This is a genomic window from Bradyrhizobium sp. USDA 4510 (genome assembly GCF_054059095.1).
Genome location: NZ_JBSSBT010000001.1, coordinates 6,790,546 through 6,815,580 on the forward strand (window position 1 = coordinate 6,790,546; position 25,035 = coordinate 6,815,580).

At 65.2% G+C, this 25,035-nt stretch carries 23 protein-coding genes; 6 read left to right on the forward strand and 17 right to left on the reverse strand.

Annotation, left to right across the window (positions count from 1 at the left end; genetic code table 11):
- Positions 1 to 7 precede the first annotated feature (7 nt).
- From ACVMDN_RS31685 to ACVMDN_RS31700, 4 genes are all read left to right on the forward strand, one after another.
- Positions 8 to 958, forward strand: coding sequence for a heme/hemin ABC transporter substrate-binding protein (locus ACVMDN_RS31685; protein WP_076829927.1), 951 nt, complete (start codon positions 8 to 10; stop codon positions 956 to 958).
- Positions 955 to 2,055, forward strand: coding sequence for a FecCD family ABC transporter permease (locus ACVMDN_RS31690; protein WP_076829924.1), 1,101 nt, complete (start codon positions 955 to 957; stop codon positions 2,053 to 2,055). The genes ACVMDN_RS31685 and ACVMDN_RS31690 overlap by 4 nt, the downstream gene beginning before the upstream one ends.
- Positions 2,052 to 2,855, forward strand: coding sequence for a heme ABC transporter ATP-binding protein (locus ACVMDN_RS31695; protein WP_076829921.1), 804 nt, complete (start codon positions 2,052 to 2,054; stop codon positions 2,853 to 2,855). The genes ACVMDN_RS31690 and ACVMDN_RS31695 overlap by 4 nt, the downstream gene beginning before the upstream one ends.
- 108 nt (positions 2,856 to 2,963) lie before the next feature.
- A complete protein-coding gene (locus tag ACVMDN_RS31700; RefSeq protein ID WP_057015588.1) occupies positions 2,964 to 4,316 on the forward strand; it encodes an esterase-like activity of phytase family protein in 1,353 nt (450 codons plus the stop codon).
- 378 nt (positions 4,317 to 4,694) lie between these two features.
- Here the strand turns inward: ACVMDN_RS31700 and ACVMDN_RS31705 are convergent, their stop codons facing one another.
- The 3 genes from ACVMDN_RS31705 to ACVMDN_RS31715 form a co-directional block, all read right to left on the reverse strand.
- Complete coding sequence (locus ACVMDN_RS31705; RefSeq protein ID WP_076829918.1) at positions 4,695 to 5,531, reverse strand: enoyl-CoA hydratase-related protein; 837 nt, start codon at positions 5,529 to 5,531, stop codon at positions 4,695 to 4,697.
- A 169-nt stretch (positions 5,532 to 5,700) separates the two neighbouring features.
- A complete protein-coding gene (locus ACVMDN_RS31710; RefSeq protein WP_076829916.1) occupies positions 5,701 to 7,374 on the reverse strand; it encodes a mucoidy inhibitor MuiA family protein in 1,674 nt (557 codons plus the stop codon).
- Positions 7,375 to 7,555: 181 nt separating this feature from the next.
- Complete coding sequence (locus tag ACVMDN_RS31715; protein ID WP_083715110.1) at positions 7,556 to 8,989, reverse strand: MFS transporter; 1,434 nt, start codon at positions 8,987 to 8,989, stop codon at positions 7,556 to 7,558.
- An 81-nt stretch (positions 8,990 to 9,070) separates the two neighbouring features.
- Here ACVMDN_RS31715 and ACVMDN_RS31720 point away from each other — a divergent pair, with 81 nt between their 5' ends.
- Positions 9,071 to 9,529 carry a MarR family winged helix-turn-helix transcriptional regulator gene (locus ACVMDN_RS31720; protein ID WP_076830085.1) on the forward strand — a complete coding sequence of 153 codons (459 nt, stop codon included), beginning with the start codon at positions 9,071 to 9,073 and terminating at the stop codon, positions 9,527 to 9,529.
- A gap of 73 nt (positions 9,530 to 9,602) precedes the next feature.
- On the opposite strand, the gene ACVMDN_RS31725 is transcribed toward ACVMDN_RS31720, so the two are convergent.
- The 11 genes from ACVMDN_RS31725 to ACVMDN_RS31775 all read right to left on the reverse strand — a co-directional run bounded on the left by ACVMDN_RS31725 (position 9,603) and on the right by ACVMDN_RS31775 (position 21,173).
- Entirely contained in the window at positions 9,603 to 10,775 is a 1,173-nt protein-coding gene (locus tag ACVMDN_RS31725; protein WP_057017940.1) for a thiolase family protein, read from the reverse strand.
- A 260-nt stretch (positions 10,776 to 11,035) separates the two neighbouring features.
- The gene (gene serA / locus ACVMDN_RS31730; protein WP_076829913.1) at positions 11,036 to 12,625 is read right to left on the reverse strand and encodes a phosphoglycerate dehydrogenase; all 1,590 of its coding nucleotides are present in this window, start codon (positions 12,623 to 12,625) and stop codon (positions 11,036 to 11,038) included.
- Positions 12,626 to 12,853: 228 nt separating this feature from the next.
- Complete coding sequence (locus tag ACVMDN_RS31735) at positions 12,854 to 14,026, reverse strand: phosphoserine transaminase (RefSeq protein ID WP_076829910.1); 1,173 nt, start codon at positions 14,024 to 14,026, stop codon at positions 12,854 to 12,856.
- 78 nt (positions 14,027 to 14,104) lie between these two features.
- A complete protein-coding gene (locus ACVMDN_RS31740; RefSeq protein ID WP_050382779.1) occupies positions 14,105 to 14,317 on the reverse strand; it encodes a hypothetical protein in 213 nt (70 codons plus the stop codon).
- A gap of 168 nt (positions 14,318 to 14,485) precedes the next feature.
- A complete protein-coding gene (locus ACVMDN_RS31745; RefSeq protein ID WP_456834711.1) occupies positions 14,486 to 14,956 on the reverse strand; it encodes a GNAT family N-acetyltransferase in 471 nt (156 codons plus the stop codon).
- Between the two features lie 18 nt (positions 14,957 to 14,974).
- Complete coding sequence (locus ACVMDN_RS31750) at positions 14,975 to 15,565, reverse strand: glutathione S-transferase family protein (protein ID WP_076829905.1); 591 nt, start codon at positions 15,563 to 15,565, stop codon at positions 14,975 to 14,977.
- Between the two features lie 82 nt (positions 15,566 to 15,647).
- Complete coding sequence (locus ACVMDN_RS31755; protein WP_229190707.1) at positions 15,648 to 16,532, reverse strand: outer membrane protein; 885 nt, start codon at positions 16,530 to 16,532, stop codon at positions 15,648 to 15,650.
- A gap of 201 nt (positions 16,533 to 16,733) precedes the next feature.
- Entirely contained in the window at positions 16,734 to 17,579 is an 846-nt protein-coding gene (locus ACVMDN_RS31760; protein ID WP_057017933.1) for an outer membrane protein, read from the reverse strand.
- A gap of 301 nt (positions 17,580 to 17,880) precedes the next feature.
- Positions 17,881 to 19,131 (reverse strand): MFS transporter, encoded by a 1,251-nt coding sequence (locus tag ACVMDN_RS31765; protein WP_057017932.1) that lies wholly within the window; start codon positions 19,129 to 19,131, stop codon positions 17,881 to 17,883.
- A gap of 305 nt (positions 19,132 to 19,436) precedes the next feature.
- Complete coding sequence (glmM, locus tag ACVMDN_RS31770; protein ID WP_016846677.1) at positions 19,437 to 20,783, reverse strand: phosphoglucosamine mutase; 1,347 nt, start codon at positions 20,781 to 20,783, stop codon at positions 19,437 to 19,439.
- Positions 20,784 to 20,999: 216 nt separating this feature from the next.
- Positions 21,000 to 21,173, reverse strand: coding sequence for a hypothetical protein (locus tag ACVMDN_RS31775; RefSeq protein ID WP_162832399.1), 174 nt, complete (start codon positions 21,171 to 21,173; stop codon positions 21,000 to 21,002).
- Between the two features lie 142 nt (positions 21,174 to 21,315).
- Here ACVMDN_RS31775 and ACVMDN_RS31780 point away from each other — a divergent pair, with 142 nt between their 5' ends.
- The gene (locus ACVMDN_RS31780) at positions 21,316 to 22,452 is read left to right on the forward strand and encodes an alpha-hydroxy acid oxidase (protein WP_016846679.1); all 1,137 of its coding nucleotides are present in this window, start codon (positions 21,316 to 21,318) and stop codon (positions 22,450 to 22,452) included.
- A gap of 175 nt (positions 22,453 to 22,627) precedes the next feature.
- Here the strand turns inward: ACVMDN_RS31780 and ACVMDN_RS31785 are convergent, their stop codons facing one another.
- The 3 genes from ACVMDN_RS31785 to ACVMDN_RS31795 form a co-directional block, all read right to left on the reverse strand.
- Positions 22,628 to 23,236 (reverse strand): single stranded DNA-binding domain-containing protein, encoded by a 609-nt coding sequence (locus ACVMDN_RS31785; RefSeq protein ID WP_057015947.1) that lies wholly within the window; start codon positions 23,234 to 23,236, stop codon positions 22,628 to 22,630.
- A gap of 260 nt (positions 23,237 to 23,496) precedes the next feature.
- Positions 23,497 to 24,075, reverse strand: coding sequence for a hypothetical protein (locus tag ACVMDN_RS31790; RefSeq protein WP_194295382.1), 579 nt, complete (start codon positions 24,073 to 24,075; stop codon positions 23,497 to 23,499).
- Between the two features lie 116 nt (positions 24,076 to 24,191).
- Positions 24,192 to 25,034 carry a shikimate dehydrogenase gene (locus ACVMDN_RS31795; RefSeq protein WP_076830082.1) on the reverse strand — a complete coding sequence of 281 codons (843 nt, stop codon included), beginning with the start codon at positions 25,032 to 25,034 and terminating at the stop codon, positions 24,192 to 24,194.
- Position 25,035 lies beyond the last annotated feature (1 nt).

Here is a 25,035-nt window from a genome sequence, read left to right on the forward strand (position 1 = left end):
GGCCCCGATGACAATTTGTCGCACGCTCGCTTTGCTCGCCTTCTCCTGCCTGCTGCCGATCGAAGCCGTGACGGCCGAGGGCATCACCGTGCATGACGCGCGCGACCGCGACGTCGTGATCGACAATCCGTCGCGGATCGTCTCGATCGGCGGCGCGATCACCGAGATCCTCTACGCCCTCGGCTTCGAGGACCGCATCGCCGGCGTCGATGCGACCAGCCTCTACCCGCCGGCTGCGCTGCGCGAGAAGCCCGACGTCGGCTACATGCGTCAGCTGTCGCCGGAGGGCGTGCTTGGCCTGCACCCGTCGCTGGTGCTCGCGGTGCAGGGCTCAGGGCCGAAGGAGACCATGGACGTGCTCGAGGCGGCCAAGGTGCCGCTGGTGCTGGTGCCGGAGACGTTCTCGGAGGCCGGGCTGGTCGAGAAGATCAGACTGGTGGGCCACGCCATGGGCGCCGATCCGCGCGCCGCCTGCCTGACCACGGCGGTGGAGAGCGATCTCGCGCAACTGCGCGCGCTGCGTGCCAAGGTAACGAAGCCGGTGCGCGTGATGTTCGTGATGTCGCTGTTGAACGGCCGGGCGATGGCGGCGGGCCACAAGACCGCGGCGGACGAGATCATCCGGCTTGCCGGCGGCGTCAACGCCATCGATGGTTACGACGGCTACAAGCCGGTCAATGACGAGGCCATCGTGGCGGCGAAACCGGATGTCGTGCTGTCGATCGATCGCGGCAAGGATTCGCTGACGTCGGATGCCGTGTTCGCGCATCCGGCCTTCGCGCTGACGCCGGTCGCGGCCAACAAGGCCTTCATCTCGATGGAAGGCCTTTATCTGCTCGGCTTCGGACCGCGCACCGCGGCCGCGGCACGCGACCTCTCGGTCAAGCTTTATCCGGCGCTGGCGCCGGAGGCCGACTACTTCAAGCCGGCAGCGCTGACCGCGAATTGCCGGCAATGAGCGTGCTGGCCGAACGCCGCCGGCGTGCGAAACGACGGCGCGCCGGCATGTCGCTGCGGCCGGCCGCGACACTCACCCTGCTCTGCCTGCTTGCGGCGCTCGCAGGCACCGCCCTCGTCGCCCTGACGGTCGGGGCTGCCGGCATTCCAATGGCTCGGCTTCCGGCGGCGCTTGGGCTTTGGGCTGATCGTGTCGCCAACCCGCTGCTCGCACGCGACCAGCTCGTGGTGTGGTCGATCCGCATCCCGCGGATCGCGGCGGCGGCGATGGTCGGCGGCCTCCTTGCCGTATCAGGCTCGATCATGCAGGGCCTGTTCCGCAATCCCCTTGCCGACCCCGCGCTGGTCGGCGTCTCCTCCGGCGGCGCGTTTGCCGCGGCGGCCGCGATCGTGTTCACCGACAGCCATCTCGGCGAAAGCCTGCGCTTCCTGCAACACCAGCTGCTGCCGATCGCGGCCTTTGCCGGCTCGCTGATCACGACCGTCGTGCTTTACGGCATCGCCAGCCGCGGCGGCCGGACATCGATCGCGATCTTCCTGCTGGCCGGGCTTGCGATCGCCGCGATCGCCAATGCCGGCATCGGCCTTCTGGTGTTCGTCGCCGACGATCGCCAGCTTCGCGACATCACCTTCTGGCTGCTCGGCTCGCTCAGCGGTGCGACCTGGAGCAAGCTCACGGCGCTGGCGCCGGTGCTGGCGGTCGCGCTGGTCGCCTGCCTCTCGATCTCGCGCGGGCTCGACGTGCTGGTGCTCGGCGAGGCGGAGGCGTTCCACAGCGGCGTCGACGTCGAACGGCTGAAGCGGATCTCGATCGTGCTGGTGTCGGCGATGACCGGGGTCGCGGTCTCGGTCTGCGGCGTGGTCGGTTTCGTCGGCATCGTGGTGCCGCATCTGTTGCGGCTGGTGATCGGGCCCGCGCATCGGCTGCTGCTGCCGGCCTCCGCGCTGCTCGGCGCCATCCTCCTGGTCGGCGCCGACACCGTGGCGCGCACCATCGTGGCACCCGCGGAAATGCCGATCGGCATCCTGACGGCAGCGATCGGCGCGCCGTTCTTCCTCGCTATGCTGCTGCGGCAGCGCGGGCTGGTGTCGCTATGACGGCCCTGCTCGAAGCACAGTCGGTATCGATGACGGTCGGCGGCGCGACGCTGGTCGATGCGGTGTCGCTGCAGATCGGTGCCGGCGAGATGGTCGCGATCGTCGGTCCCAACGGCGCCGGCAAATCGACCCTGCTGCGGATGCTGTCGGGCGACCTGCGCCCGTCGCGCGGAGCGATCAGGCTGAGGCAGCGCGACCTGCAGGTTTACGGCCCGCGCGCGCTGGCGCAGCACCGCGCGATGCTGTCGCAGCACGTCAACGTCACCTTCCCGTTCACCGTCGAGGAAATCGTCAGCATGGGCGCCGGCGAAAGCCCGCGCGCGGTGGCGCGCGCGCTGGTCGAGGCGGCGCTCGACGAGGTCGGGCTCGCGCGTTTCCGTTTCAGGCAATTGCCGACGCTGTCGGGCGGCGAGCAGCAGCGGGCGCATTTCGCCCGCGTGCTGGTGCAGCTCGCCTGCGGCGAAGCGCTGCATGGACCGGGACTGTTGCTGCTGGACGAGCCGACCTCGAGCCTCGATCTGCGGCACCAGATCGACCTGGTCGAAACGGCCCGGCGGCGCGCCGCCCGCGGCACCGCGGTGATCGCGATCCTGCACGACCTCAACCTCGCGATGCGGTTCGCCGACCGCATCCTGCTGCTGCACCGCGGCCGGCTTGCCGTCGACGGCGACCGTACGGCGGCGATGAAGGCCGAGACGCTGCGCGAGATCTTCGAGATCGACGCTGCGATCGCCTATACCGGAGGTGGCGTGCCGTTCCTGCTGCCGCAGACGATGCAGCCGGCGGGCAAGGCGACGTAACGCCGCAAGCCTTATCCCGCCGCAACATCCGCGGTTCACAAAACTGTCAGCCGGCTGTAACAGGCGGCTCGGAGAACACCGCATCGTTTATCCTTTGGGAGATCAACCATGCGCCTGTCCCTGCTCTGCTCCGTCGCCTCGATCCTGCTCGCCACATCGGCATTCGCGCAGGGTGAGGGCGAATTCCCGGCGACGCTGGCGGGACACGCCGTGATGCCGGCGGAGAGCTTCATCGACGCGCCCGCCGACGCCCCTGATGATCTGAAGACCTCGGGCAAATACACCACCGGCAAGCGCGTCGACGCCATCGGCACCGTGATGGGCAAATCGTACGAGCGGCCGACCGGCGTGTCGCTGCCGTTCAAAGGCCAGCCGCTGCAGGGCCATTCCGGCATCAAGGTGATGCCCGACGGCTCGTTCTGGGTGATCACCGACAACGGCATGGGCTCGCGCTACAACTCGGCAGACTCGATGCTGTACCTGAACCGGCACAAGATCGACTGGGCGAGCGGCAAGATCGAGCGTCAGGAGACCGTGTTCCTGCACGATCCCGACAGGAAGGTGCCGTTCCGCATCGTCCACGAGGACACCGCCAAGCGCTATTTGACCGGTGCCGATTTCGACACCGAAGGCTTCCAGATCATCAACGACATTTTCTGGATCGGCGATGAATTCGGGCCCTACATCCTCAAGGCCGACAAGACCGGCAAGATCCTCGCCGTGTTCGAGACCGTCGCCGACGGCAAGCCGGTGCGCTCGCCGGATCACTGGGCGGTGCAGTCGCCCGGCGCGCCCGGCGCCAGCTACACCAACGTCAACCTGCGCCGCTCCAAGGGCTATGAAGGTTTTGCTTCCTCCAAGGACGGCAAGTTCCTTTACGGCCTGCTCGAGGGGCCGCTGTGGGATGCCGACAAGAAGGATTGGGAGAAGGTCGACGGCAAGGAAGCCTCGCGCATCCTGGAATTCGACGTCGCGGCGGAGAAGTTCACTGGACGCTACTGGCAATATGCGTTCGAGCAGAACGGCAATGCGATCGGCGACTTCAACATGATCGATCCGGCCCAGGGCCTCGTGATCGAGCGCGACAATGGCGAAGGCACCGCCGACAAGGCCTGCCCGCAAGGCCAGCGCGGCGAGAACTGTTTTCCTGACCTCGCCAAGTTCAAGCGCGTCTACAAGATCGAGCTGTCCGATGCCAATGTCGGCAAGCCGGTGCGCAAGATCGCCTATATCGACCTGATGAAGATCCGCGATCCGAACAAGAAGGCGCGCAAGCCGCTCAACGACGGCGTCTACACCTTCCCGTTCTTCACCATCGAGAATGTCGACCGGGTCGACGAGACCCACATCATCGTCGGCAACGACAACAACCTGCCGTTCTCCTCCAGCCGCGACCCGAACAAGGCCGATGACGACGAGTTCGTGCTGCTCGAGGTCGGCGAGTTCCTGAAGGCGAAGTGAAGGGCTGCTTTCGCCGATCACACGCGTGTCGTTGCCCGGCTCGGCCGGGCGACCCGGTATTGCAGAGACGTCCGAACTTAGTGGATGGGCCGCGGCGTACTGGATGCCCCGCTCAAGGCGGGGCATGACAGCGAATATGCGGATAGCGTGATGCTCATCCCGGCACGACAGCCATTCCGTCCTCCCCGCGCAAAGGCTACGCCTTTGTCGCTGGAGGTGCGAGCCTTGCGGCGCAATTGCGCCGCTGGGTGAGCCTCGAAGGATGCACGGCCCCCGATGCAGCCGCGCGGAGAGCCGGGCTGCCGCCCTTCGAGACGGCCGCTTTGCGGCCTCCTCAGGGTGACGGTGATACAGCTCAGCGCGCGGCTTGCGTGATCGTCACTCCTTCTTCGTCCGGTAATCTCCGAACGTCGTGTCGCGCTGGTCGAGCTGGGCCTTCACGCTGCCGCCGTCGCGTCGGAAGCCTGCCATGTAGGCCTTGCTGGCCTCGGTGGTGAAGGCCAGCGCCTGGATCTCGGTGCCGGCCCGCATCGCGGCGCGGGCACCCATGATTTCCATCGCGCGGTGGACGCTACGCTTGTTGAGCTGCTGAAGCTCGATCGGCACCTTCGCCGCGCGCTCGGCGAAATCCAGCGTCTTCGCCTCCAGTTCGGTGAGCGGAAACGACCGGGTCGCATAGCCCCATTCGGCGGCCTCGCGGCCGGACATCGCGTCGCCCGTCAGCATCAATTCCATCGCGCGTCGCATGCCGACCAGCCACGGGTGATACTGCATGTCGGGCGGGCTCATCAGCCGCACCGGCGGATAGCCGATCTGGGCGTCGTCGGCGACATAAACCACGTCGCAGGCGGTCGCGAGCTCGGTGCCACCGGCGAGGCAATAGCCGTGCACCTGCGCGATCACGGGCTTTGCGAGATCCCAGATCGAGAACCAGCCCTCGACGACATGGCGCGACCACTGGCCGGGGCCGGATGCCGAATGATAGGGCTGGTCGACGCGGTTGTCGGCGGAGAGATCGTAGCCCGCCGAGAAGCAGGGTCCGGCGCCGCGCAGGATCGAGATCGAAATTTCGGGATCGCGGTCGGCCTGCTCCAGCACCTCGAAGATCTCGCCGCGCAGGCGATTGTTCAGCGCGTTGCGCTTCTCGGGTCGGTTCAGCGTGATGCGGCGGACGCGCGGACGCGGATCATCGACGATGATGTGCTGGTAGCTCATGGATCCTCCCGATCTCAGGCTTTGTTGCCTTTGGCAAAGTGATGCCCGAGATCGGGAGGGTTGTCATCGGCAGATGACGCAGGTCCTCAAAGCGTTTTCAAGCGAAGTGGGTTCCGGTTCGTGTGAAGAAAACGCGTCAAGCAACAACGCTAGAGCCCCGGCACGGGCTCTAGCCCGCCGGCACCATCACGACGCCCTTGTCCTTGGGCCAGCGCATTCGCCAGGCGAAATTGATGTCCCTGATATCACCGGCCTTGGCCTCGAACGCCCATTCCAGCACGCCGCGCTTGTCGCGCAGATTGGTGGTCGTGGCAGGCGTCGACGACGGCAGCATCTCCACCACGATATCGTCGTTCTCGCTGACCGGGAGCTGATCCTGGACCGCGACCTTGATCGGGAAGTCGTGGCCGTTGCGCACCGTGGTCTTGAAGGCGCGCTCGTCGGTCTTCGACGTGGTCACGATCAGGCCGGCGGAGCCCTCGTTGCGCTTCACCACCGTGCGTTCGATCTTGACCTTGTCGTCGGCGCCGAAGCCGAGCCGCACGGTCTCGTCCTTGGCGGCGGTGGCCATCCGGCTGCGGCCGACAAAGATACCGTCGCGGTAGATCGAGATTTGCCCCGGCAGCAACGGCGCATCGTCGGCCTGCACGAAGCTCGCTTCCAGGAACGCGGTCGGGTCGATCACCGGAACGGCGCGAACCGCGAGATCGGGGGTGATGGTCGCCGTCGAGATGCGCAGGCTCTTCGCGCCCTCATTGGCGGCAACGCTGACGCGGCCGGGAATCTTGAAGGTGGCCTGGAAGGCGCCGACCTCGGCGGTGGCTTCCAGTTCGTCCATGCGTCCCCCACCAAAGCGGAATTGCTGAACCGCGTCGGCGGCCGGCGCGGGTGCCAGCGCCTCGCGCGACCGCATGCTGGCCTCTCCCGAAAGCTTCGCCAGCGGCCGCGGCGGCTGCGGATATTGCACGATCAGCGAGCGGAGGTCGGGCGCATTGCCGCCGCGCGCGACCCGCACGGTGGAGACGACGAGCGCCACGCTCGACCAGTCCTCGCCGGTCGACTGGGTGATCTCGGCGCGGCGGACCAGTTCGATCGCGGGCTTGCGGTCTTTGGCGCCGGTGTCGAGCCGGGCGTCATAGAGCGGCGTCCAGCGCGCGTTGGGAACCGCATAGGTGACCCGCAAGGTCGCCTTGGTCGCCGCCTGCGAGGCGACATCGATCCGCACCTCGACCTTGCTCGGCGGCTTGCTGGTGCGATCGGCTGCGAGCTGCGCAAGATCGCGGTCGATCACGCGGATCTTGCGCTCGGCGTCACGGATCGCGCTGTCGGCGGTTGCGACCTCGTCGGCCACCGCCGAGAACGCCGCGCGCCACTCGCTGAGCGGACGCGCCTCGCCCTTTTCGCCGAGGCCCGCGGGTGACGCCTCGGCAAACCGCTCGGCAAATTTGCGCCGCGCCTCGGCCGCGCTGATCAGTCCCTGCAAATCGGCGCGCTGATCGTTCAGCGCCTCGATGCGCTTGTCGATCTCGGAGAGATTTTGCGGCAGCAGCGGCCCCGGCAGCTTGGTGTCGATCGCGCCTATCGTGAGCTTCGCTCCGCCCTCGCCTTCGACCCGCAGCGAGGACGGATCGAGCCCGATCGGGAAATCCCTAGCGATGAGGGTGTTGTCGCCGGCAGGCAGATCCAGCGTGATGACGCGGGTGACGCTCGCGCCATCGGGATAGACGGTCACGGCATCGACCTGCGAGGCCGCATCGAGATTGGCCGCTTGCAGCGGCCCGGCAACCAGCGCACCCGCCAGCACCAGGCTGGTGGTCACAAGATAATTCGCAATCCTACACATGACATCCCTCCAGAAAAAAACGCCGCATCGCGCGCGAGACGAACGGCGCGCCGGGCTCGACTGCGCGCCGTTTCTCGTGGTGAGACGCAGCGAGGAAGGGACTGGTTCGATTGAGGTTTCCCTGCGGCGCGACGATGGCGCCGCCGCGGCTGCCGCATGGCGCGGCGATGTCTTTCGGGCGTTAGCGATCTGCCTTGCGCCGGATGAACAGATAATTCGGCACGAAGCCGGCCAAGGTGATCGCGATCATGATCCACCAGCCGCGCTGAAACGCTGCGATCCGCTCGGTCATCGAGACCGGCGTTGCAAGGATCGCCACAAAGATCGCGACGCCGATCGCCAGTGCCGCCTGCCGGATCATGTTGATGACGCCGGAGCCGGTGGCAAACGACGACGGCGGCAGCGCGCCGGCGCCGACGCCCATCAGGGTCGGAAAGGTCAGCCCGACGCCGATACCGATCAGCATCACGCCCGCGACGACGGCAGGCGCATTCGGGTCGGCCCCGAGCAGCGTCGCCCAGATCGCGAGGCCGGCCGCGAACAGTAGGATTCCGGCGGAGACGACGGCCGCGGCGCCAAACCGCGCAATCAGCCGGCCGGCAAACAGCAGCGAGGTGATCGGCACCATCAGCGGGCCGGGAGCGATCGCAAGGCCGGTCTTCAACGCCGACCAGCCCCATACCGTCTGCTCCCACAAGACGCAGGACAGCAGCATGGCGCCGAAGGCCGCCGAATAAGGCGCCATCACCAACGACGCGCCGGTGAACGGCCTGACCGCGAACAGCGCAGGATCGACGAAGGGATTCCTCGATCTGAGGCAATGCCACGCGAAGGCCGCGAGCGAGACGGTCGCGACGGCAAAGCCAAGCACGACGCCGCGCGAACTCCATCCCCAATCGTTCGCCTTCACGATCGCAAATGTCAGCGCACCGATACCGGAGGTCACCAGCAGCGCAGCCCATGAACTCGGACGCGGCACGTCGTGACCGGGCACTTCGGGCAATTTTAGCCAGCCGACGATCAGCGCGACGACGCCGATCGGGACATTGACGATGAAGATCCAGCGCCAGTCGAAGGTGACCAGCACGCCTCCCGCGAGCGGGCCCAGTGCGGCGGCAAGGCCGCCGATCGCCGTCCAGGTGCGCACCGCCCCGGCGCGTTGCTCGGGCGGAAACGACGCCAGCAGCAGGCCGATCGAGGTTGGCGTCATCAATGCCGCACCGGCCGCTTGCGCCACGCGGGAGACGACCAGGAACTCGACACTGGAGGCCAGCGCACATGCCGCCGACGCGGCCGTGAACAGCGCGACGCCGAGCAGGAAGCTGAGATTGCGGCTGTGGCGTTCGGCGAGCCGGCCGAAGAACACCAGCAACGCCGCGTAGGCAATGGCGTAGGCATTGAGGATCCAGGACAAATCCTCAAGCGAGGCGGCGCGAAATTCCTGCGCGATGTTCGACAGCCCGACATTGACGATGAACAGATCGAGATTGGCGAGGCAAATTCCGACCGACACGATCGCAAGCACCTGGCGCGGGGTTGCGGTGGCGACGCAGGACCGCGGCCGCGCATCAGGTTCGACGACCAGATCGATGGTCTCCGCCTCTACCTCCGACATCACACCCTCCGAAATACGTGCATATGCATCTATTGCCATTAGGTGCATATGCATGTATCTGTCAAGTCCTCGGAGGCAGCGATGGCGAAAACGGAACCCAGCCGGTGTAATCTCACGGCGTTGCGCAAGGCGACGCGGCGGGTGTCGCAGCTCTACGATCAGGTCCTTGCGACATCCGGCCTGCGCGGCACGCAACGGGCGATTCTGGTCTATGTCAGGCGGTCGGGCGCGCCGACGATGGGCGAGCTTGCCGCAGCCCTGGTGCTCGACCGCACCGCGCTGAACCACAACCTCAAGCCGCTCGAGCGCGACGGTCTGTTGACCATCACCGTCGACAAGAGCGACCGGCGCAGCCGGCTGGTGCGGCTCACCAAGCGCGGCGAAGCCAGGCTCGAGGAATCACAGGCCGCATGGCTCAAGGCGCAGGAGCGCTTCGAGACCGCCTTCGGCGCAAGGCAGGCCGCCGATCTCCGGCAGACGCTCGAACTGATTGCCTCGCTCGAGTTTGACGAGCGCGCGCTTACCTCACCGGCGAGCTAGCCGGCTCCAAATGAAAAGCGGCCCGGCGTTGCCGCCGGGCCGCTCGTTCGCACACGATCAGTGTCGATCGCGCTTAGCTGTAGATCTCGAACAGGCCGGCGCCGCCCTGGCCGCCGCCGATGCACATGGTCACGACGCCCCACTTGGCCTTGCGGCGACGGCCCTCCTGCAGCAGGTGGCCGGTGAGCCGGGCGCCGGTCATGCCGAAGGGATGGCCGATCGCGATCGAACCGCCATTGACGTTATACTTCTCGGGATCGATGCCGAGCTGGTCGCGCGAATAGAGGCACTGGCTGGCGAACGCCTCGTTGAGCTCCCAGAGATCGATGTCGTCCACCTTCAGGCCGTGGCGCTTGAGCAGCTTCGGCACCGCAAACACCGGACCGATGCCCATCTCGTCGGGCTCGCAGCCGGCCGAGGCCCAGGCCACGAAGCGGCCGAGCGGATTGAGGCCGCGCTTCTCGGCGTCCTTGGCCTCCATCAGCACCACGGCGGCGGCGCCATCGGAGAGCTGGCTGGCATTGCCGGCGGTGATGAACTTGCCCGGGCCCTTGACCGGCTCGAGCTTGGCGAGGCCTTCCAGCGTGGTCTCGGGGCGGTTGCACTCGTCGCGATCGACCACGTAGTCGACGATCGACTCGGCCTTGGTCGCCTTGTCGACCACCTTCATCTTCGTCTTCATCGGGACGATTTCGTCCTTGAACTTGTTGGCCTGCTGCGCGGCGGCCATGCGGCGCTGCGACTCCAGCGAATACTCGTCCTGGTATTCGCGGCTGAGCTTGTAGCGCTCGGCCACGATGTCGGCGGTATCGATCATCGCCATGAAGATGTCGGGCGCGGTCTTGAGCAGCTCGGGATCGATCGATTCCTTCGGCGAGCCGCCGCCGGGAATCGAGATGCTCTCGACGCCGCCGGCGACGATGCAATCGGAGCCGTCGGAACGGATCGAGTTGGCGGCCATCGCGATGGTCTGCAGGCCCGACGAGCAGAAGCGGTTCACGGAGACGCCCGCGGTCGACTTCGGCAGGCCGGCGAGCAGCGCCGCCTGGCGGCCGATGTTCGGCGCGCCATGCGCGCAATTGCCGAGATAGCAATCCTCGACATATTCCTTGTCGACGCCGGCGCGGTCGACCGCGTGCTTGATGGCGTGCGCGGCGAGCGACATCGGCGGGGTGATGTTGAATCCGCCACGGCCGGACTTTGCCAGGCCGGTGCGCGCGTAGGAAACGATTACGGCTTCACGCATTGTTTTCTCCCTCTGAGATGACGGTCATTGTGGCGCGTCGTGGCCCGTTCGTACACATTTTTCGGCGGGCGCAACAGCAATACCGGACGCCCCGGAACGACAAACGCCGCCTCCGGGACCGGAGACGGCGTCATGTTCCGCAGATCGGAATATGGACTGCTTGAGCGGTATCTTCCTTCCGTCATGCCGGGCGTTCCGGGCGATGACGAGGACCGCTCAAACAGCGTTTGAAACGCCAGCGCCTTTAAAACGTCAGCGGCTCAGAACGTCAGTGCCTTGGCCTGCTTCACCTGCGGCAGTGTCTGTACCTTGGCGAGCAGCTCCGCCGGCACCGCGCCGTCGACCTCGACCAGCGCAATGGCATCGCCGCCCTGCTTGACGCGGCCGAGATGGAAGGTCGCGATATTGATTTTCGCATCACCCAAGAGGCTCGCGAACGCGCCGATGAAGCCCGGCTTGTCCTCGTTGGTCACGTAGATCATCGACTTGCCGAACTCGGCGTCGACACGGATGCCCTTGATGTCGACGAGACGCGGCTTGCCGTCGGCGTAGACGGTGCCGGACACCGAACGCTCCTGACGCTCGGTGGTGACTGTGACCGTGATCAGGCTTTCATAGTCGCTCTGCGCGGCGCGGACGACCTCGTCCACCACCATGCCGCGCTCCTTGGCGACGACCGGCGCCGAGACCACGTTGACCTCGCCCAGCATCGGCCGCAGCAGGCCCGACAGCACCGCCGAGGTGATCGCCTTGATCTTCATCTCGGCGACGTGGCCCTCATAGGTGATCTCAGTCTTGAGGATGCCGCTCTCGGTGAGCTGGCCGGCGAACGAGCCGAGCTTCTCGGCGAGCTCGATGAACGGCTTCAGCTTCGGCGCCTCTTCCGCGGTGATCGAGGGGAAGTTGACCGCGTTGGAAATCGCGCCCGACAACAGATAGTCCGACATCTGCTCGGCGACCTGCAGCGCGACGTTTTCCTGCGCTTCGGTGGTGGAGGCGCCTAGATGCGGGGTGCAGATCACGTTGGGATGGCCGAACAGCACGTTCGAGGTCGCCGGCTCCTCGACGAACACGTCGAAGGCGGCGCCCGCGACATGCTTGGAATTCAGCGCGTCGACCAGCGCCTGCTCGTCGACCAGGCCGCCACGCGCGCAGTTGATGATGCGCACGCCCTTCTTCATCTTGGCGATCGCGGCCGCATCGATCACGTTGCGGGTCTTCTCGGTCAGCGGCGTATGCAGCGTGATGAAGTCGGCGCGCTTCAAGAGATCGTCGAGCTCGACCTTCTCGACGCCGATGTCCTTGGCGCGCTCCGGCGACAGGAACGGATCGAACGCGATCACCTTCATGCGCAGGCCGAGCGCGCGGTCGGCGACGATCGTGCCGATATTGCCGCAGCCGATCACGCCGATGGTCTTGGCGGTGATTTCGACGCCCATGAAGCGGTTCTTCTCCCACTTGCCGGCCTGGGTCGAGGCGTCGGCCTGCGGAATCTCGCGCGCCAGCGCCAGCATCAGCGTGATCGCGTGCTCGGCGGTCGTGATCGAATTGCCGAACGGCGTATTCATCACGATGATGCCCTTGGCGGTCGCGGCCGGGATCTCGACATTGTCGACGCCGATGCCGGCGCGGCCGATCACCTTGAGCCTCGTCGCCTTCTCGATGAGCTTGGCGGTCGCCTTGGTGGCCGAGCGGATCGCGAGGCCGTCGTAATTGCCGATGATCTCGGCGAGCTTTTCCTTGTCCTTGCCGAGGTTGGGCTGGAAGTCGACCTCGACGCCGCGATCCTTGAAGATCTGGACGGCGGCGGGAGACAGCGCGTCGGAAATCAGAACTTTGGGTTTTGTCATCTCGATTGTTCCTTTGCCCTGCCGCGGGCGGGTCTCCTGGACCGATCTGGTGAAGTCTCTGATCACTTCTCCCTCTCCCGCTCTTGCGGGGGAGGGTTGGGGTGACGGCAGCCACGGGCGAGGAACAAGCCGAAAGGGCCCCTCACCCGGATCGCTCAGGCGCGCAATTGCGCTGCCGAGCAATCCGACCTCTCCCCGCAAGAACGGGAAGAGGTGACAAGAGAAAGCTTATGCCGCCTTGGGCAACGCTGCCTTGGTCTCGGCAAACGCCCAGTCGATCCACTGCGTCAGCAGCTCGACATCCTTGGCCTCGACGGTGGCGCCGCACCAGATCCGCAGACCCGCCGGCGCATCGCGGTAATACGCGAAGTCGAAGCCGGCGTTCTCCTTCTCCACCAGCGCGACCAGCTTCTTGCAGAAGTCGGCCTGTGCGTCCGATGGAAGCGAGGTGATCGCGGGATCGGTGAACTTGAGGCACACCGAGGTGTTGGAGCGGATCGCGGGATCCTTGGCCAGGAAGTCGATCCACGGCGTCTTCGCCTTCCAGTCGGCGAGCGCCTTGGTGTTGGCATCGGCGCGGGCGATCAGCGCCTTCAGGCCGCCGATCGACTTCGCCCAGTTCAACGCATCGAGATAGTCCTCGACGCAGAGCATCGACGGCGTGTTGATGGTCTCGCCTTCAAAGATGCCCTGGTTGAGCTTGCCGCCCTTGGTGAGGCGGAAGATCTTCGGCAGCGGCCAGGCCGGCTTGTAGGTCTCGAGCCGTTCCACCGCGCGCGGCGACAGGATCAGCATCCCGTGCGCGGCTTCACCGCCGAGCGCCTTCTGCCAGGAGAAGGTGACGACATCGAGCTTGGCGAAATCGAGCGGCTGCGCGAAGGCGGCCGAGGTCGCGTCGCAAATCGTCAGGCCTTCGCGATCCGCGCTGATCCAGTCAGCGTTCGGCACGCGCACACCCGAGGTGGTGCCGTTCCAGGTGAAGACGATATCCGACTTCGGATCGACCTTGGAGAGATCGGGGATTTCACCATAAGCCGCGTTGAGCTTGGTGACGTCCTTCAGCTTCAATTCCTTGACGATATCGCTGACCCAGCCCTCGCCGAAGGATTCCCAGGCGAGCGTGGTGACGGGCCGCGCGCCGAGCAGCGACCACAGCGCCATCTCGACCGCGCCGGTGTCCGACGCCGGCACGATGCCGATCTTGTAATCGGCGGGCACCTCAAGCACCTCGCGCGTCAGTTCGATCGCGAGCTTGAGCTTGAGCTTGCCGACTTTCGCGCGATGCGAGCGGCCGAGGGCAGCGTCCTTGAGATTGTTGGGGTTCCAGCCGGGGCGCTTGGCACAGGGGCCGGAGGAAAAATGCGGCACTTCAGGCCGCGAAGCGGGCTTCGCTGCAGTCATAATCTACCCTTCCAGATAGCTGCCTCTCGGTGGGGAGAGGTTTCCCGCAGTCGGGGATAGTGGAAAGGTACCCAAACGTCAAGAAAGTTCGGACTCGTCTGGAACAATCCGGGCATCACGGCTGATTGATGGGGCGTCCTCGACCTGCTGGATCGTCTCCTGATCGAGCAAATCTGCCGCCAGAGTCATGATCTTAACTGCCCTGCGCCGGCTCGATACTTTCAGAATGCGCTTCTCGCCGGCCTGCACGATGTATTCGTTGCCGACCCGCACGATCGAATAATCCGACATTCCAATCCCCAGTTGCCCGCCGCCCCGTGGGAGACGTCCGACATACCGGACTCGTTCCGACCCGTAAAATCACAGAGACCGGCTTAGTTTATTGGCTGTTAACCGGATCGCAGACTATCCGCTGCTGCAGGTATTGCCTGGTAGATGGCACAACTTCTTGCACGCGTTTCAAAAGCGAATCGTCATCCCGACATGGCTGCGCGCGAACCCGAGCCTTTCATAGAAGCGCTGCGCATCGACCGGCGTCTGATGCGTCAGCAACTCGACGAGCATGCAGCCTCGCGCGCGCGCCTCCATGACTGCCCACTGCACGAGCTTCTCGCCGATGCCGCGGCTGCGGCAATGCTTTGCAACGCGAACGTCCTCGAGCAGGCCGCGCGAGCCGCCTTGCGAGCTGATGCCCGGCAGAACCGCGAGTTGCAGACAGCCGACGACGACGCCGTCCCCGTCGACGGCGACGACGAGCTGCAAATTGGGATCGCGCTCGACCCGCGCGAAGGCCTCGTAATAGCTTTGCGGCAGCGGATCCTCGATCCGCTCGCGCGCACTGCCGAGCGGATCGTCCGCAAGCATGCCGACGATGGCGGCGACGTCTTCGCGGCGAGCGCGGCGGATCGTGATGGATGAAGCTTCAGTCATGGCGGCATTCACCTGAGGTCAGCGGACCGGCGGCAGCGCGAGCACGCGCTCGGCATCGGCGATCCAGCGACGGATCACGGGATAGCGCGCGAGCTCGAGGCCGCCATCCTCCGCGACACGCGTATAGGCGAGCAGCGAGACGTCGGCGAGCGAGAACGCGTCTCCGACCAAAAATTGCGTCCCCGCAAGATGCCGCTCCAGATGATCGAGCGCGACATAGCCGCGCTTGACGAGGTTCGGATCGATCTCCGAGATGGCCTTGCCGAGATACACGGCCTGAAAGCGGCAGACGGCCACATAAGGCTCGTGGCTGTTCTGCTCCCAGAACATCCAGGCATCCATCTGCGCCGCGCGATAGGGATCGCTCGGGATCAGGTCGCTGCCGCGCGCGAGATAGCGGATGATGGCGTTGGATTGTGCCAGCGTGCGGCCGTCATCCAGCTCCATCGTCGGCACTTGGCCCCAGCCGTTTCGCTTGAGGAATTCCGCGGTCCGGCTGCCGCCCTTCATGGTGTCGATCTCGACCCATGTGTACGGCAGCGCCAGCCTGTCGCACACCCATTTCACCTTCAGGCAGTTGCCTGAATTGGCGTCGCCGTAGATTTTCATGTGATCGCGCTCCGCACCGTGTGGCGACAGAGCAGCAGTCGCTCCCCGGTCTGTCAACCGTCGCCGGCTACGGCAGCGGCGATCAGAACTTGTAGCCGGCGCCGACCCGGAAGCTGTTCATGTCGACGGCGATATTCTTGACCGCCGCGAAGCGCACATATTCCCACTCGCCGCGGAGAAACAACCCGCCGACCACGCAATATTCAAGCCCGAGGCCCGCGGTCCAGCCGACCGCATAGTTGTTCACCCGCTGCTCCGTCTGGGCGGCGCTGCCTGAGCCCAGGTAGTCGTTATGCTGAATTGTAACGGTGTTGTTGCCGACCGTCTGGGTCTCGGCCCAGGCATCGTACTTGTCAAACGACACCGTCGCCGAACGCGACACGGACATGCGTCCCACCGCAACACCGCCGAACATGTAAGGCAAGAAGTTGCCTGCCGCCCATCCGGCGCGTCCACGGAAGGTCGTGACGTCCTTGACCTGCAAGGCGGCGCTCCCCGACAACGTGGTGTTGTAGGTGTAGGTGTGCCCGCTCGGAGGAGTCTCGCCCTTGGGATTCACGATCTGCCGCGTCATCGAGTCGCCCGCCGAACTTTCGAGGCCGTTCAGGTAATTGTAGTTGGCCTCGACGCCGAGCACGACGTCGTCCCATTGCCAGTTGCGGCCGACGAACGCGCCGAACCCGTTGCTCTGCGCATGGTTCTTCGGCAGCAGGGCCCAACCCGAAACCGGGTCGGCCAGAACGCTCTCGCGCAGCATGAAGGAGGTCATCGCGCTTGGCGCGTGGCTGAAATCGATGTCGCCGGAGGAATAGCCGATCTGGCCGCCGACGTACCATCCTTCCCAGTTCCCGCTCCTGCTCGGTGCATCGACATAGGAGCCGCGCAGGATCGGAAAGTCCGGCAGGTCGGCAGCCTGCGCGCCGGTCACCGTTCCAATCATCATCGCCGCCAGCACCAACCTACGCATTGCAACGCTCCATCCACCGCACCGATTTCGCGCTGATCATCGCCTGTTAACCTTAACCAATCGTTGTCGCCGCCCGTTTTCGAGCATGCAAGTTGCAGAAGTGCGCGACATGACGCGGCAAGTTCGCGACATGACGCGGCAAAGAAAAACGGCGCGGGATGGTCCCGCGCCGTTGCAATCGTTAACCGTGAAGGCCCGAAATTAACCCTTGCGGATCAGCGGCGGCGGAGGCGGCGGCACGTCGCAGCACGGCAAGTTGAAGCGCACGCCGAGCTTCACGTCCTGCGAGGTGATGTCGCGGTACTGGAAGCTCGAGGGACCGGCCGGCGTGCCGTCGAAGAAGTGACCTTGGCCGTGGGCGGCAGTGCCCATGTCGAGGTAGCGATAGGCCAGTTCAACCGTGAAGTTGTTGGTGACCTTGTAGGCGACACCGGCATGCAGCGCCCAGGCGAAGTTGGTCTTGGTGGCGCCATCGGCGATGAAGGAGCTGGTGAGGCCCGACCCGCTCGGGAACGTCGCGACGTCGGAGAAGGCCGAGGTCTTGATCGTCGCGGCACCGACACCGGCACCGATGAACGGGGTCAAACAGCCCCAGGTGCCGAGATCAGCGTAGACGTTGACGAGGCCAACCCAGCTCTGGATGCCGCCATGATAGGCGTCGCTCAGCGGGCTGGGCCCGGGGAACGTGAAGAAATCGGTGCCGTTGAAGCTCACCTTCGAGCGATACTCACCGGTGATGTCGGCGCGGAACCAGCTGTTGAACTGATAGCCGACGCCGATGCCGTAGAGCACGCCGCCGTCGAAACCGTGGCCATACTGGTTGAAGGCAGTGCCGGCCGGCAGTGTGTCGTAGGCGTTGACGTGCAGCTTGGCCTGGGTGTTGGTCATGCCGATGTCGCCGCGCAGATACCAGCCGCCGAAATCCTGGACCGGCGGAGGAGCATACGCCATCGGAGGTGGCGGCATGATGGGCATGTCGGCGGCGAACGCCGCCGAGGACAACAGAGATGCCGCACCGGCGGCAATCAGGGTCTTTACGCTACGCATTGGCTTCGTCCTTTTGGGCCAAGTGAGGCGACACGAAAGCCCCACGTCTGAAACTCACGGCCCGGACGATGGCAGGAAATGTTTAAGCGGCACTTAACCCTAATTTTTAAGGTTGATTTTCTCTCACCTTTCTCTGCGGCTGTCGCTTATGGGTCCATAAATGACGCAGGTTGGCGACGAAACATCGCGATCCCGCCAAAAGTGCTAATGAAGCGTTGACGCATCCGCGCCGTTCGCAAGGCACGCGGGCCGGGTGTGTTAGCGAATGCTTAACGCGGGCGTCGCGTCCGCGGCCGGGCGTTCAGCGCACGGCCCGCGGCATCCTCGGCAGGAACACCGCGAGCAGGCCGATCGCCGGCAGGAAGGCGCACAGCTGATAGACGAAGGCGATCGAGGTGTGGTCGGCGAGCTTGCCGAGCACGGCGGCGCCGAGACCGCCGATCCCGAAGGCGACGCCGAAGAACACGCCAGAGATCATGCCGAAGCGATGCGGCATCAATTCCTGCGCGAACACGATGATCGCCGACGTCGCCGACGAGATGATCAAACCGATCACCACCGTCAGCACGGCGCTGGCGAACAGGCCGGCATAGGGCAGCGCCAGCGTGAACGGCAGCGCGCCGAGGATCGAGAACCAGATCACGTATTTGCGGCCGAAGCGGTCGCCGAGCGGACCGCCGATGAACGCACCCGCGGCGTTGGCGGCAAGGAAGACGAACAGATAGAGCTGCGCCGCCTGGGTCGAGACACCGAACCGGTCGATCAGATAGAAGATGTAATAGCTCGACAGGCTCGAGACATAGAGCTGCTTGGAGAACAGCAGCGCGACCAGCACGATGAGCGCGATCTTCACGCGCCGCTGATCCGGATGGTCGGGATGCCGCGCGCTGGCGGCCGTCTTCTTGCCCGATATCTGCGGTTTGTACCAGACGCCGATGCGCCAGAGGATCACGATGGCAAGGAACGCGATCGAGGAGAACCAGGCGATCGAGGGCTGACCGAACGGCACCACGATCAGTGCTGCGAGCACCGGCCCCATCGAGGTGCCGAAACTGCCGCCGAGCTGGAACACCGATTGCGCGAAACCGTAACGTCCGCCTGACGCCAGCCGCGCGATACGCGACGATTCCGGGTGGAACACCGCGGAGCCAAGGCCGACCAGCGAAGCCGCAATCAGGATGACCCCATAGGTATGCGCAACGCTGAGCAGCAACAGACCGAAAAAGGTGAAGCCCATGCCGATCGCAAGCGAGAACGGCTGCGCCTTCTTGTCGGTGAAATGCCCGACCAGCGGCTGCAGCAGCGACGCCGTGAACTGGAACGCCAGCGTGATCATGCCGATCTGCGCGAAGTCGAGCGCGTAATTGTCCTTCAGGATCGGATAGACCGAAGCGATCAGCGACTGCATCGTGTCGTTGAGGAAGTGCGAGAAGCTGATGCCGGCAAGCACGACATAGGCCGGCCCCGCAGCGGCGGCAACCTTCGCGGCCGTCAGCTCCGGCACCGCCACCGGCTCGCCCAGCGCCTGTTTGCTCACGACGGGTTTGTTCAATGCAGCATTCCCGGACAGATTCGCAAAAATACCTCCGTGTCGTACGACGCGGAGGTGAGGCAAACCAGTTGCGTTAGCCGATGGCAGCGATGCGCTGTGTGGCCAGCCGGCGGCCAAACTCTATCCCCGTCACCCTGAGGAGCGCCAACGGGTCCGCGCAAAGCGCGGCCCGATGACAGGCTCCGCGCGTCTCGAAGGGTCCACGGCCCGGCGCTCGCCACATTGCGACAATGGGCCGTGCATCCTTCGAGACGCGCGCAAGGGCGCGCTCCTCAGGATCACGAGCTGACGAGGCCGGACGGGGCTTAAGCCGCGGCGGCGTGGCCGAGTGCGCTGACGATGTTGTCGACGACCTCTTCCACCAGGATACGATCGTCGCCCTCGCCCATCACGCGGATCACCGGCTCGGTGCCGGAGGGGCGGATCAACAGACGGCCATGGCCGTTGAGGCGCTTCTCGCCGTCGGTGATCGCGGACTTGACCTCGGCGTCGTCGAGCGGCTTGCCGCTGCGATAGCGCACGTTCTTCAGGATTTGCGGCAACGGGTCGAAACGCCGGCAGATCTCCGACACCGGGCGGCGCAGCTTCTGCACCACGGCCAGCACCTGCAGTGCCGCGACGAAACCGTCGCCGGTCGTCGAATAGTCCGACATGATGATATGGCCCGACGGCTCGCCGCCGAGATTGTAGCCGCCGCTCAGCATCTGCTCGAGCACATAGCGGTCGCCGACCGGCGTGCGGACCATCTGCAGCCCGAGGCCCTGCAGGAAGCGCTCCAGCCCGAGATTGGACATCACGGTCGTGACGATGCCGGGCTTGGCGAGGCGCCCCTCCTCCTTCCAGCTCTGCGCTATCACCGCGAGCAGCTGGTCGCCGTCGACGATGTGGCCGCGCTCGTCGACCAGGATGACGCGATCGGCATCGCCGTCGAGCGCGATGCCGATGTCGGCGCGCATCTCGCGCACCTTCCGCGACAGCGCTTCCGGCGAGGTGGAGCCGCATTCCTTGTTGATGTTGAAGCCGTCGGGTTCGACCCCGATCGGCACCACGTCGGCGCCGAGCTCCCACAGCGCTTCCGGCACCACCTTGTAGGCGGCGCCATTGGCGCAATCGACCACGACGCGCAGGCCGTCGAGCGAGAGATCGCGCGGCAGCGTGCGCTTGGCGAATTCGATGTAGCGGTCATGGACGCCGTCGATGCGGCGGGCGCGGCCGAGGCTCGCGCTCTGCGCCAGGCGGCGGTCGAGCGATTCGTCGAGCAGCTGCTCGATCTGCTTCTCGACATCGTCCGACAGCTTGAAGCCCTGCGGGCCGAACAGCTTGATGCCGTTGTCTTCGAAAAGATTATGCGACGCCGAGATCATGACGCCGAGATCGGCGCGCATCGACTTGGTGAGCATCGCGATCGCCGGGGTCGGCATCGGGCCGACCAGCAGCACGTCCATACCGACCGAGGTGAAGCCCGCGACCATGGCGTATTCGATCATGTAGCCGGACAGCCGCGTGTCCTTGCCGATCACGACGCGATGGCGATGATCGCCACGCTGAAACACCAACCCTGCGGCCTGCCCCACCTTGAGCGCGAGCTCCGGCGTGATCAGCCCATTGGCGCGGCCCCGAATTCCATCGGTCCCGAAATATTTGCGGCTCATGTAACCCCCAAGACGGACCTCTCGAACCACCCGGCGAGAGAGTCCTGAACGCCTACCAGTCTAGCGTGCATCGGCCTTATAGACTGCCAGGCGCTAAAAGGACTTCAAAAAATATGATGAATCATTACCGGGGCTAAACCCCGTGCCTCTACATTAAGGCACTGAAAGATATAACATTATTACTCTTTCGGCAACCTGGGGAACGAACGCCGTCCCCTACCCTTTGCCGTTGCGCTTGACGTGCTGGTCGCCCTTGCTGGGGGCCGGCTGGGTGACATTGACGGGGTCGGAACCGGGAAACGTCTCCTCAAGCCCCTCTTCCAGGGCCTCGTCGAGCCGGCGCTTCTCGGCGTTCTCGTCTGCTTTCGGTTTGGAGCCTGATTGGGTCATCGCGCTCTCCCATCCGTCTTCGATTTGGCAGGCCTCCCATCCATGCTAGATGACGGCAAGATCGAACACCCGCAAGACTTGCTGCCTAAAACAAGGCTCGCGATATCGAACTTGCGACACAGAAGAAGGGCCGGGACCGTCCATGAAGCACATTACCTGCATCGAAGATCTGCGCCAGCTGCACAAGCGCCGGGTGCCGAAGGCGTTTTTCGATTATGCGGACCGCGGCTCCTACACCGAGGACACGCTGCGCGCGAATTCGGAAGATCTGCAGCAGATCAAGTTCCGCCAGCGCATCCTGGTCGATGTGTCCAAGCGCACCCTGGCGACCACGATCCTCGGCGAGCCGGCCGCGATGCCGCTGATCCTGGCGCCGGTCGGCCTGCTCGGCATGCAGCATGGCGACGGCGAGATCTATGCCTGCCGCGCCGCGCAGGCGGCCGGCATTCCCTTCACCCAGAGCACGATGTCGATCTGCTCGATCGAGGACATCGCCGCCGCCGTCGACAAGCCGTTCTGGTTCCAGCTCTACGTCATGAAGGACCGCGGCTTCATCAAGTCGCTGATCGAGCGCGCGATCGCGGCGAAATGCTCGGCGCTGGTGTTGACCGTCGACCTGCAGGTGATCGGCCAGCGCCACCAGGACATCAAGAACGGCATGACGGTGCCGCCGGAATGGTCACTGTCGAAGCTGATCGACTTCGCGACCAAGCCCGCCTGGGTATCAGGCGTGCTGCAAGGCAAGCGCCGCACCTTCGGCAACATTGCCGGCCACGTCAAAGGCACCGAGGATCTGACGAAACTGTCGGAATGGACCGCCTCGCAGTTCGACACCTCGCTGAACTGGAAGGACATCGACTGGATCCGCAGCATTTGGCCGGGCAAGCTGATCCTTAAAGGCATCCTCGACGTCGAGGACGCCGAGCTTGCCGCCAAGACCGGCGCCCAGGCGATCGTGGTCTCCAACCATGGCGGCCGCCAGCTCGACGGCGCGCCGTCCTCGATCGAGGTGCTGCCGGAGATCGTCGATGAGGTCGGCTCGAAGCTCGAGATCATGTTCGACGGCGGTATCCGCACCGGCATGGACGTCATGCGGGCGCTCGCGCTCGGCGCGAAGTCCTGCATGATCGGCCGCGCCTATGCCTATGGCCTCGGCGCCGGCGGCCAGGAAGGCGTCGCCAAGGCGATCGATATTCTGGGCAAGGAGCTCACCACCACGATGGGACTGTGCGGCGTCAACACCATCGCCGAGATCGACGATCACGTGCTGGCGGTTTAGCGCGGAGCGGCAGCCTCTCTCAACACGTCGTCCCGGGCAAGCGAAGCGCGACCCGGGACCCATAACCACCGATGGCCGTCGTTTCGCAACGCCGCGGCGACAGCGCGCTTCAACAACTCAACCCTGTGGTTATGGGTCCTGCTTTCGCAGGGACGACAGCGGAGCCTGCTCTGCCTCACATCGGCGGCGCAATCCCGTCGCGGCCGACATTGACGCGGTTGGCTTCCAGCGTGCCGTCATCCTTCTTCAGCGCGCCGAAGATGATGATCTTGGCGCCCGGCTTCAGCTCCGACTTGTCGCCGGCGACGAAGGTGACGACCGGGGTGCCCGGCGGCACCACGACTTTCTTCTCGCCGTCCTTGTACTTCACCGTGATGTTCTGGCCGTCGGTGCCCTTCACGGTCTCGGCGACGGTGGCGTTGGTCATGGTCGAATTGGCGCGCAGGTCCCAGGGGCGGAAGCCTTCGGCGGCGCCGCGCTGGTTCTCCGGGAAGATGTGAACCGCGATCGCCTTCTGCGTTCCGTCGGGCTCGGGCATCGCGGTGACACCGATATAGGAACCGGGCTTGATCTCCGACAGATCGGTCTTGGCGACGCCGAACACCGCGACGTTGTCAGTGGTCCGCACCTTCATGTCGGCACCGTCGCGCGACTTGATCGACAGCATCGCGCCGTCGACGGCCTCGATGGTGCCTCGGATACGCACCGCCGGCGGCTGCTGCGCGGATGCAGCCGAGGCAAAGGCAACGAGAAGCAATGCGGCGAACAGCGTCGATTTCGGCATGGTGTCCCTCATGGGTTGGGCTGGCGAATCAGGGAACACCGGGGAGTTGAAGGTATTCCGTGCGGCTACCTCCCGTTCGCGGGAAAGGTGACCGTTCAACAACTACGGACCGGATGAGGGGGCCGTTACTGCGATAACGGACAGGTGATGCGTTTGCATGTTCTGCCGTAGCCCGGATGGAGCGGAGCGCAATCCGGGGACCGCCTTCCTGGGAAGATTCCCGGATTTCGCTCCGCTCCATCCGGGCTACGCGCTGCGCGTCACATCGGCGGCGTAAGCCCGTCGCGGCCGACGCTGACGCGATCGGTTTCAAGCGAGCCGTCTGGCAGTTTCTTCATGAAGGCGATGACCTTGGCGCCGGCCTTCAGGTCCGCCTTGTCGCCGGGAACATAGGTCACGACCGGTGTATCGGGTGCGACTTCCACCTTCTTCTCGCCGTCCTTGTATTTGACCAGCAATGTGTGGCCGTCATTGCTGACGACGGATTGCGCGACGGTCGCATTGGTCATGCTGCTGTTCGGCTTCAGATCGTACGGCCGCGAGCCTTCGCCGGTGCCGCGCATGTTCTCCGGGAAGACGTGCACCTCGACCGCCTTCGGCGTGCCGTCGGGGCCGGGCACGGTGGTCGTGCCGATGAAGGAACCAACCTTGATGTCGGACAGCGCGATCTTGGTGAGACCGAGCACCACCATGTTGCCTGCCATGTGCAGCTTGACGTCCTCGCCGCTGCGCGACTTCACCGCGAGCGTATCGCCGTCGACGCTCTCGACGGTTCCACGCACCCGCGTCGGTGTCGGCGGCTGCTGCGCGAGCGCGTAGAGCGTGGACACCGTCACCATCGCAAGCGCGATGAACGGCCGAATGAGATGGGAGCGGCTGGCAGGCATGACTGATCTCCGGAGGGAACGCGGGGGGACTAACACCAGACCCCGTTCCGGAGATGCTATTCCAGGCCTCAAGTCTTTGTGAGATCGGCCTCAACAAGCGTGCGCAGCTCCGGCGTGACCTGCGGACGCCGCCCGAACCACAATTCGAAACCGCGCACCGCCTGGTGCAACAGCATGCCCAGTCCATCAGCGGTCTTCAGACCACGCGCCTCTGCCGCCGCAAGCAGCGGCGTCACCAGCGGCACATAGACGAGATCGGAAACGACCGCGTGTTGCGGCAGCAGGCCGACATCGATCTCGAGCGCGGGCTGACCATGCATGCCGAGCGAGGTGGTATTCACCAGCAGGCCGGCGCGCGGCAGCAGCTCATCAACCTCGTCCCATGTCGCGGGATGAACCCGCGCGCCGAATTGCCCGGCCAGCGCGCGGGCGCGATCGATGCTGCGGTTGACCAGATGCACGCGCGCGATGCCGCGCTCGATCAGGCCGAACACCACCGCACGTGCCGCGCCACCGGCGCCGAGCACCAGCGCGTCCTCCGTCTTGTCCCAGCCGGGCGCGCAGGCGTCGAGATTGTTGATGAAGCCTTCGACATCGGTGTTGGTCGAGCGCAGCTCGCCATCGGCGAACCACAGCGTGTTGGCGGCGCCGACGGCGCGGGCGCGCGCATCCGGTGCCGACAGCGCCAGCGCGCGCTCCTTGTGCGGAATGGTGACGTTGGCGCCGACGAAGCCGCGCAGCGACAGGCGGAACAGGAAATCCTTGAAGTCCTCCGGCGGCACCGCCTCGATCACATAACCGCCCTCGATGCCGAGCGTGCGCAGCCAGTAATGATGGATCAACGGCGAGCGGGAATGCGCGGCGGGCCAGCCGATCAGGCACGCGGCGCGGGTTTTGCTTGAGGACGTCATG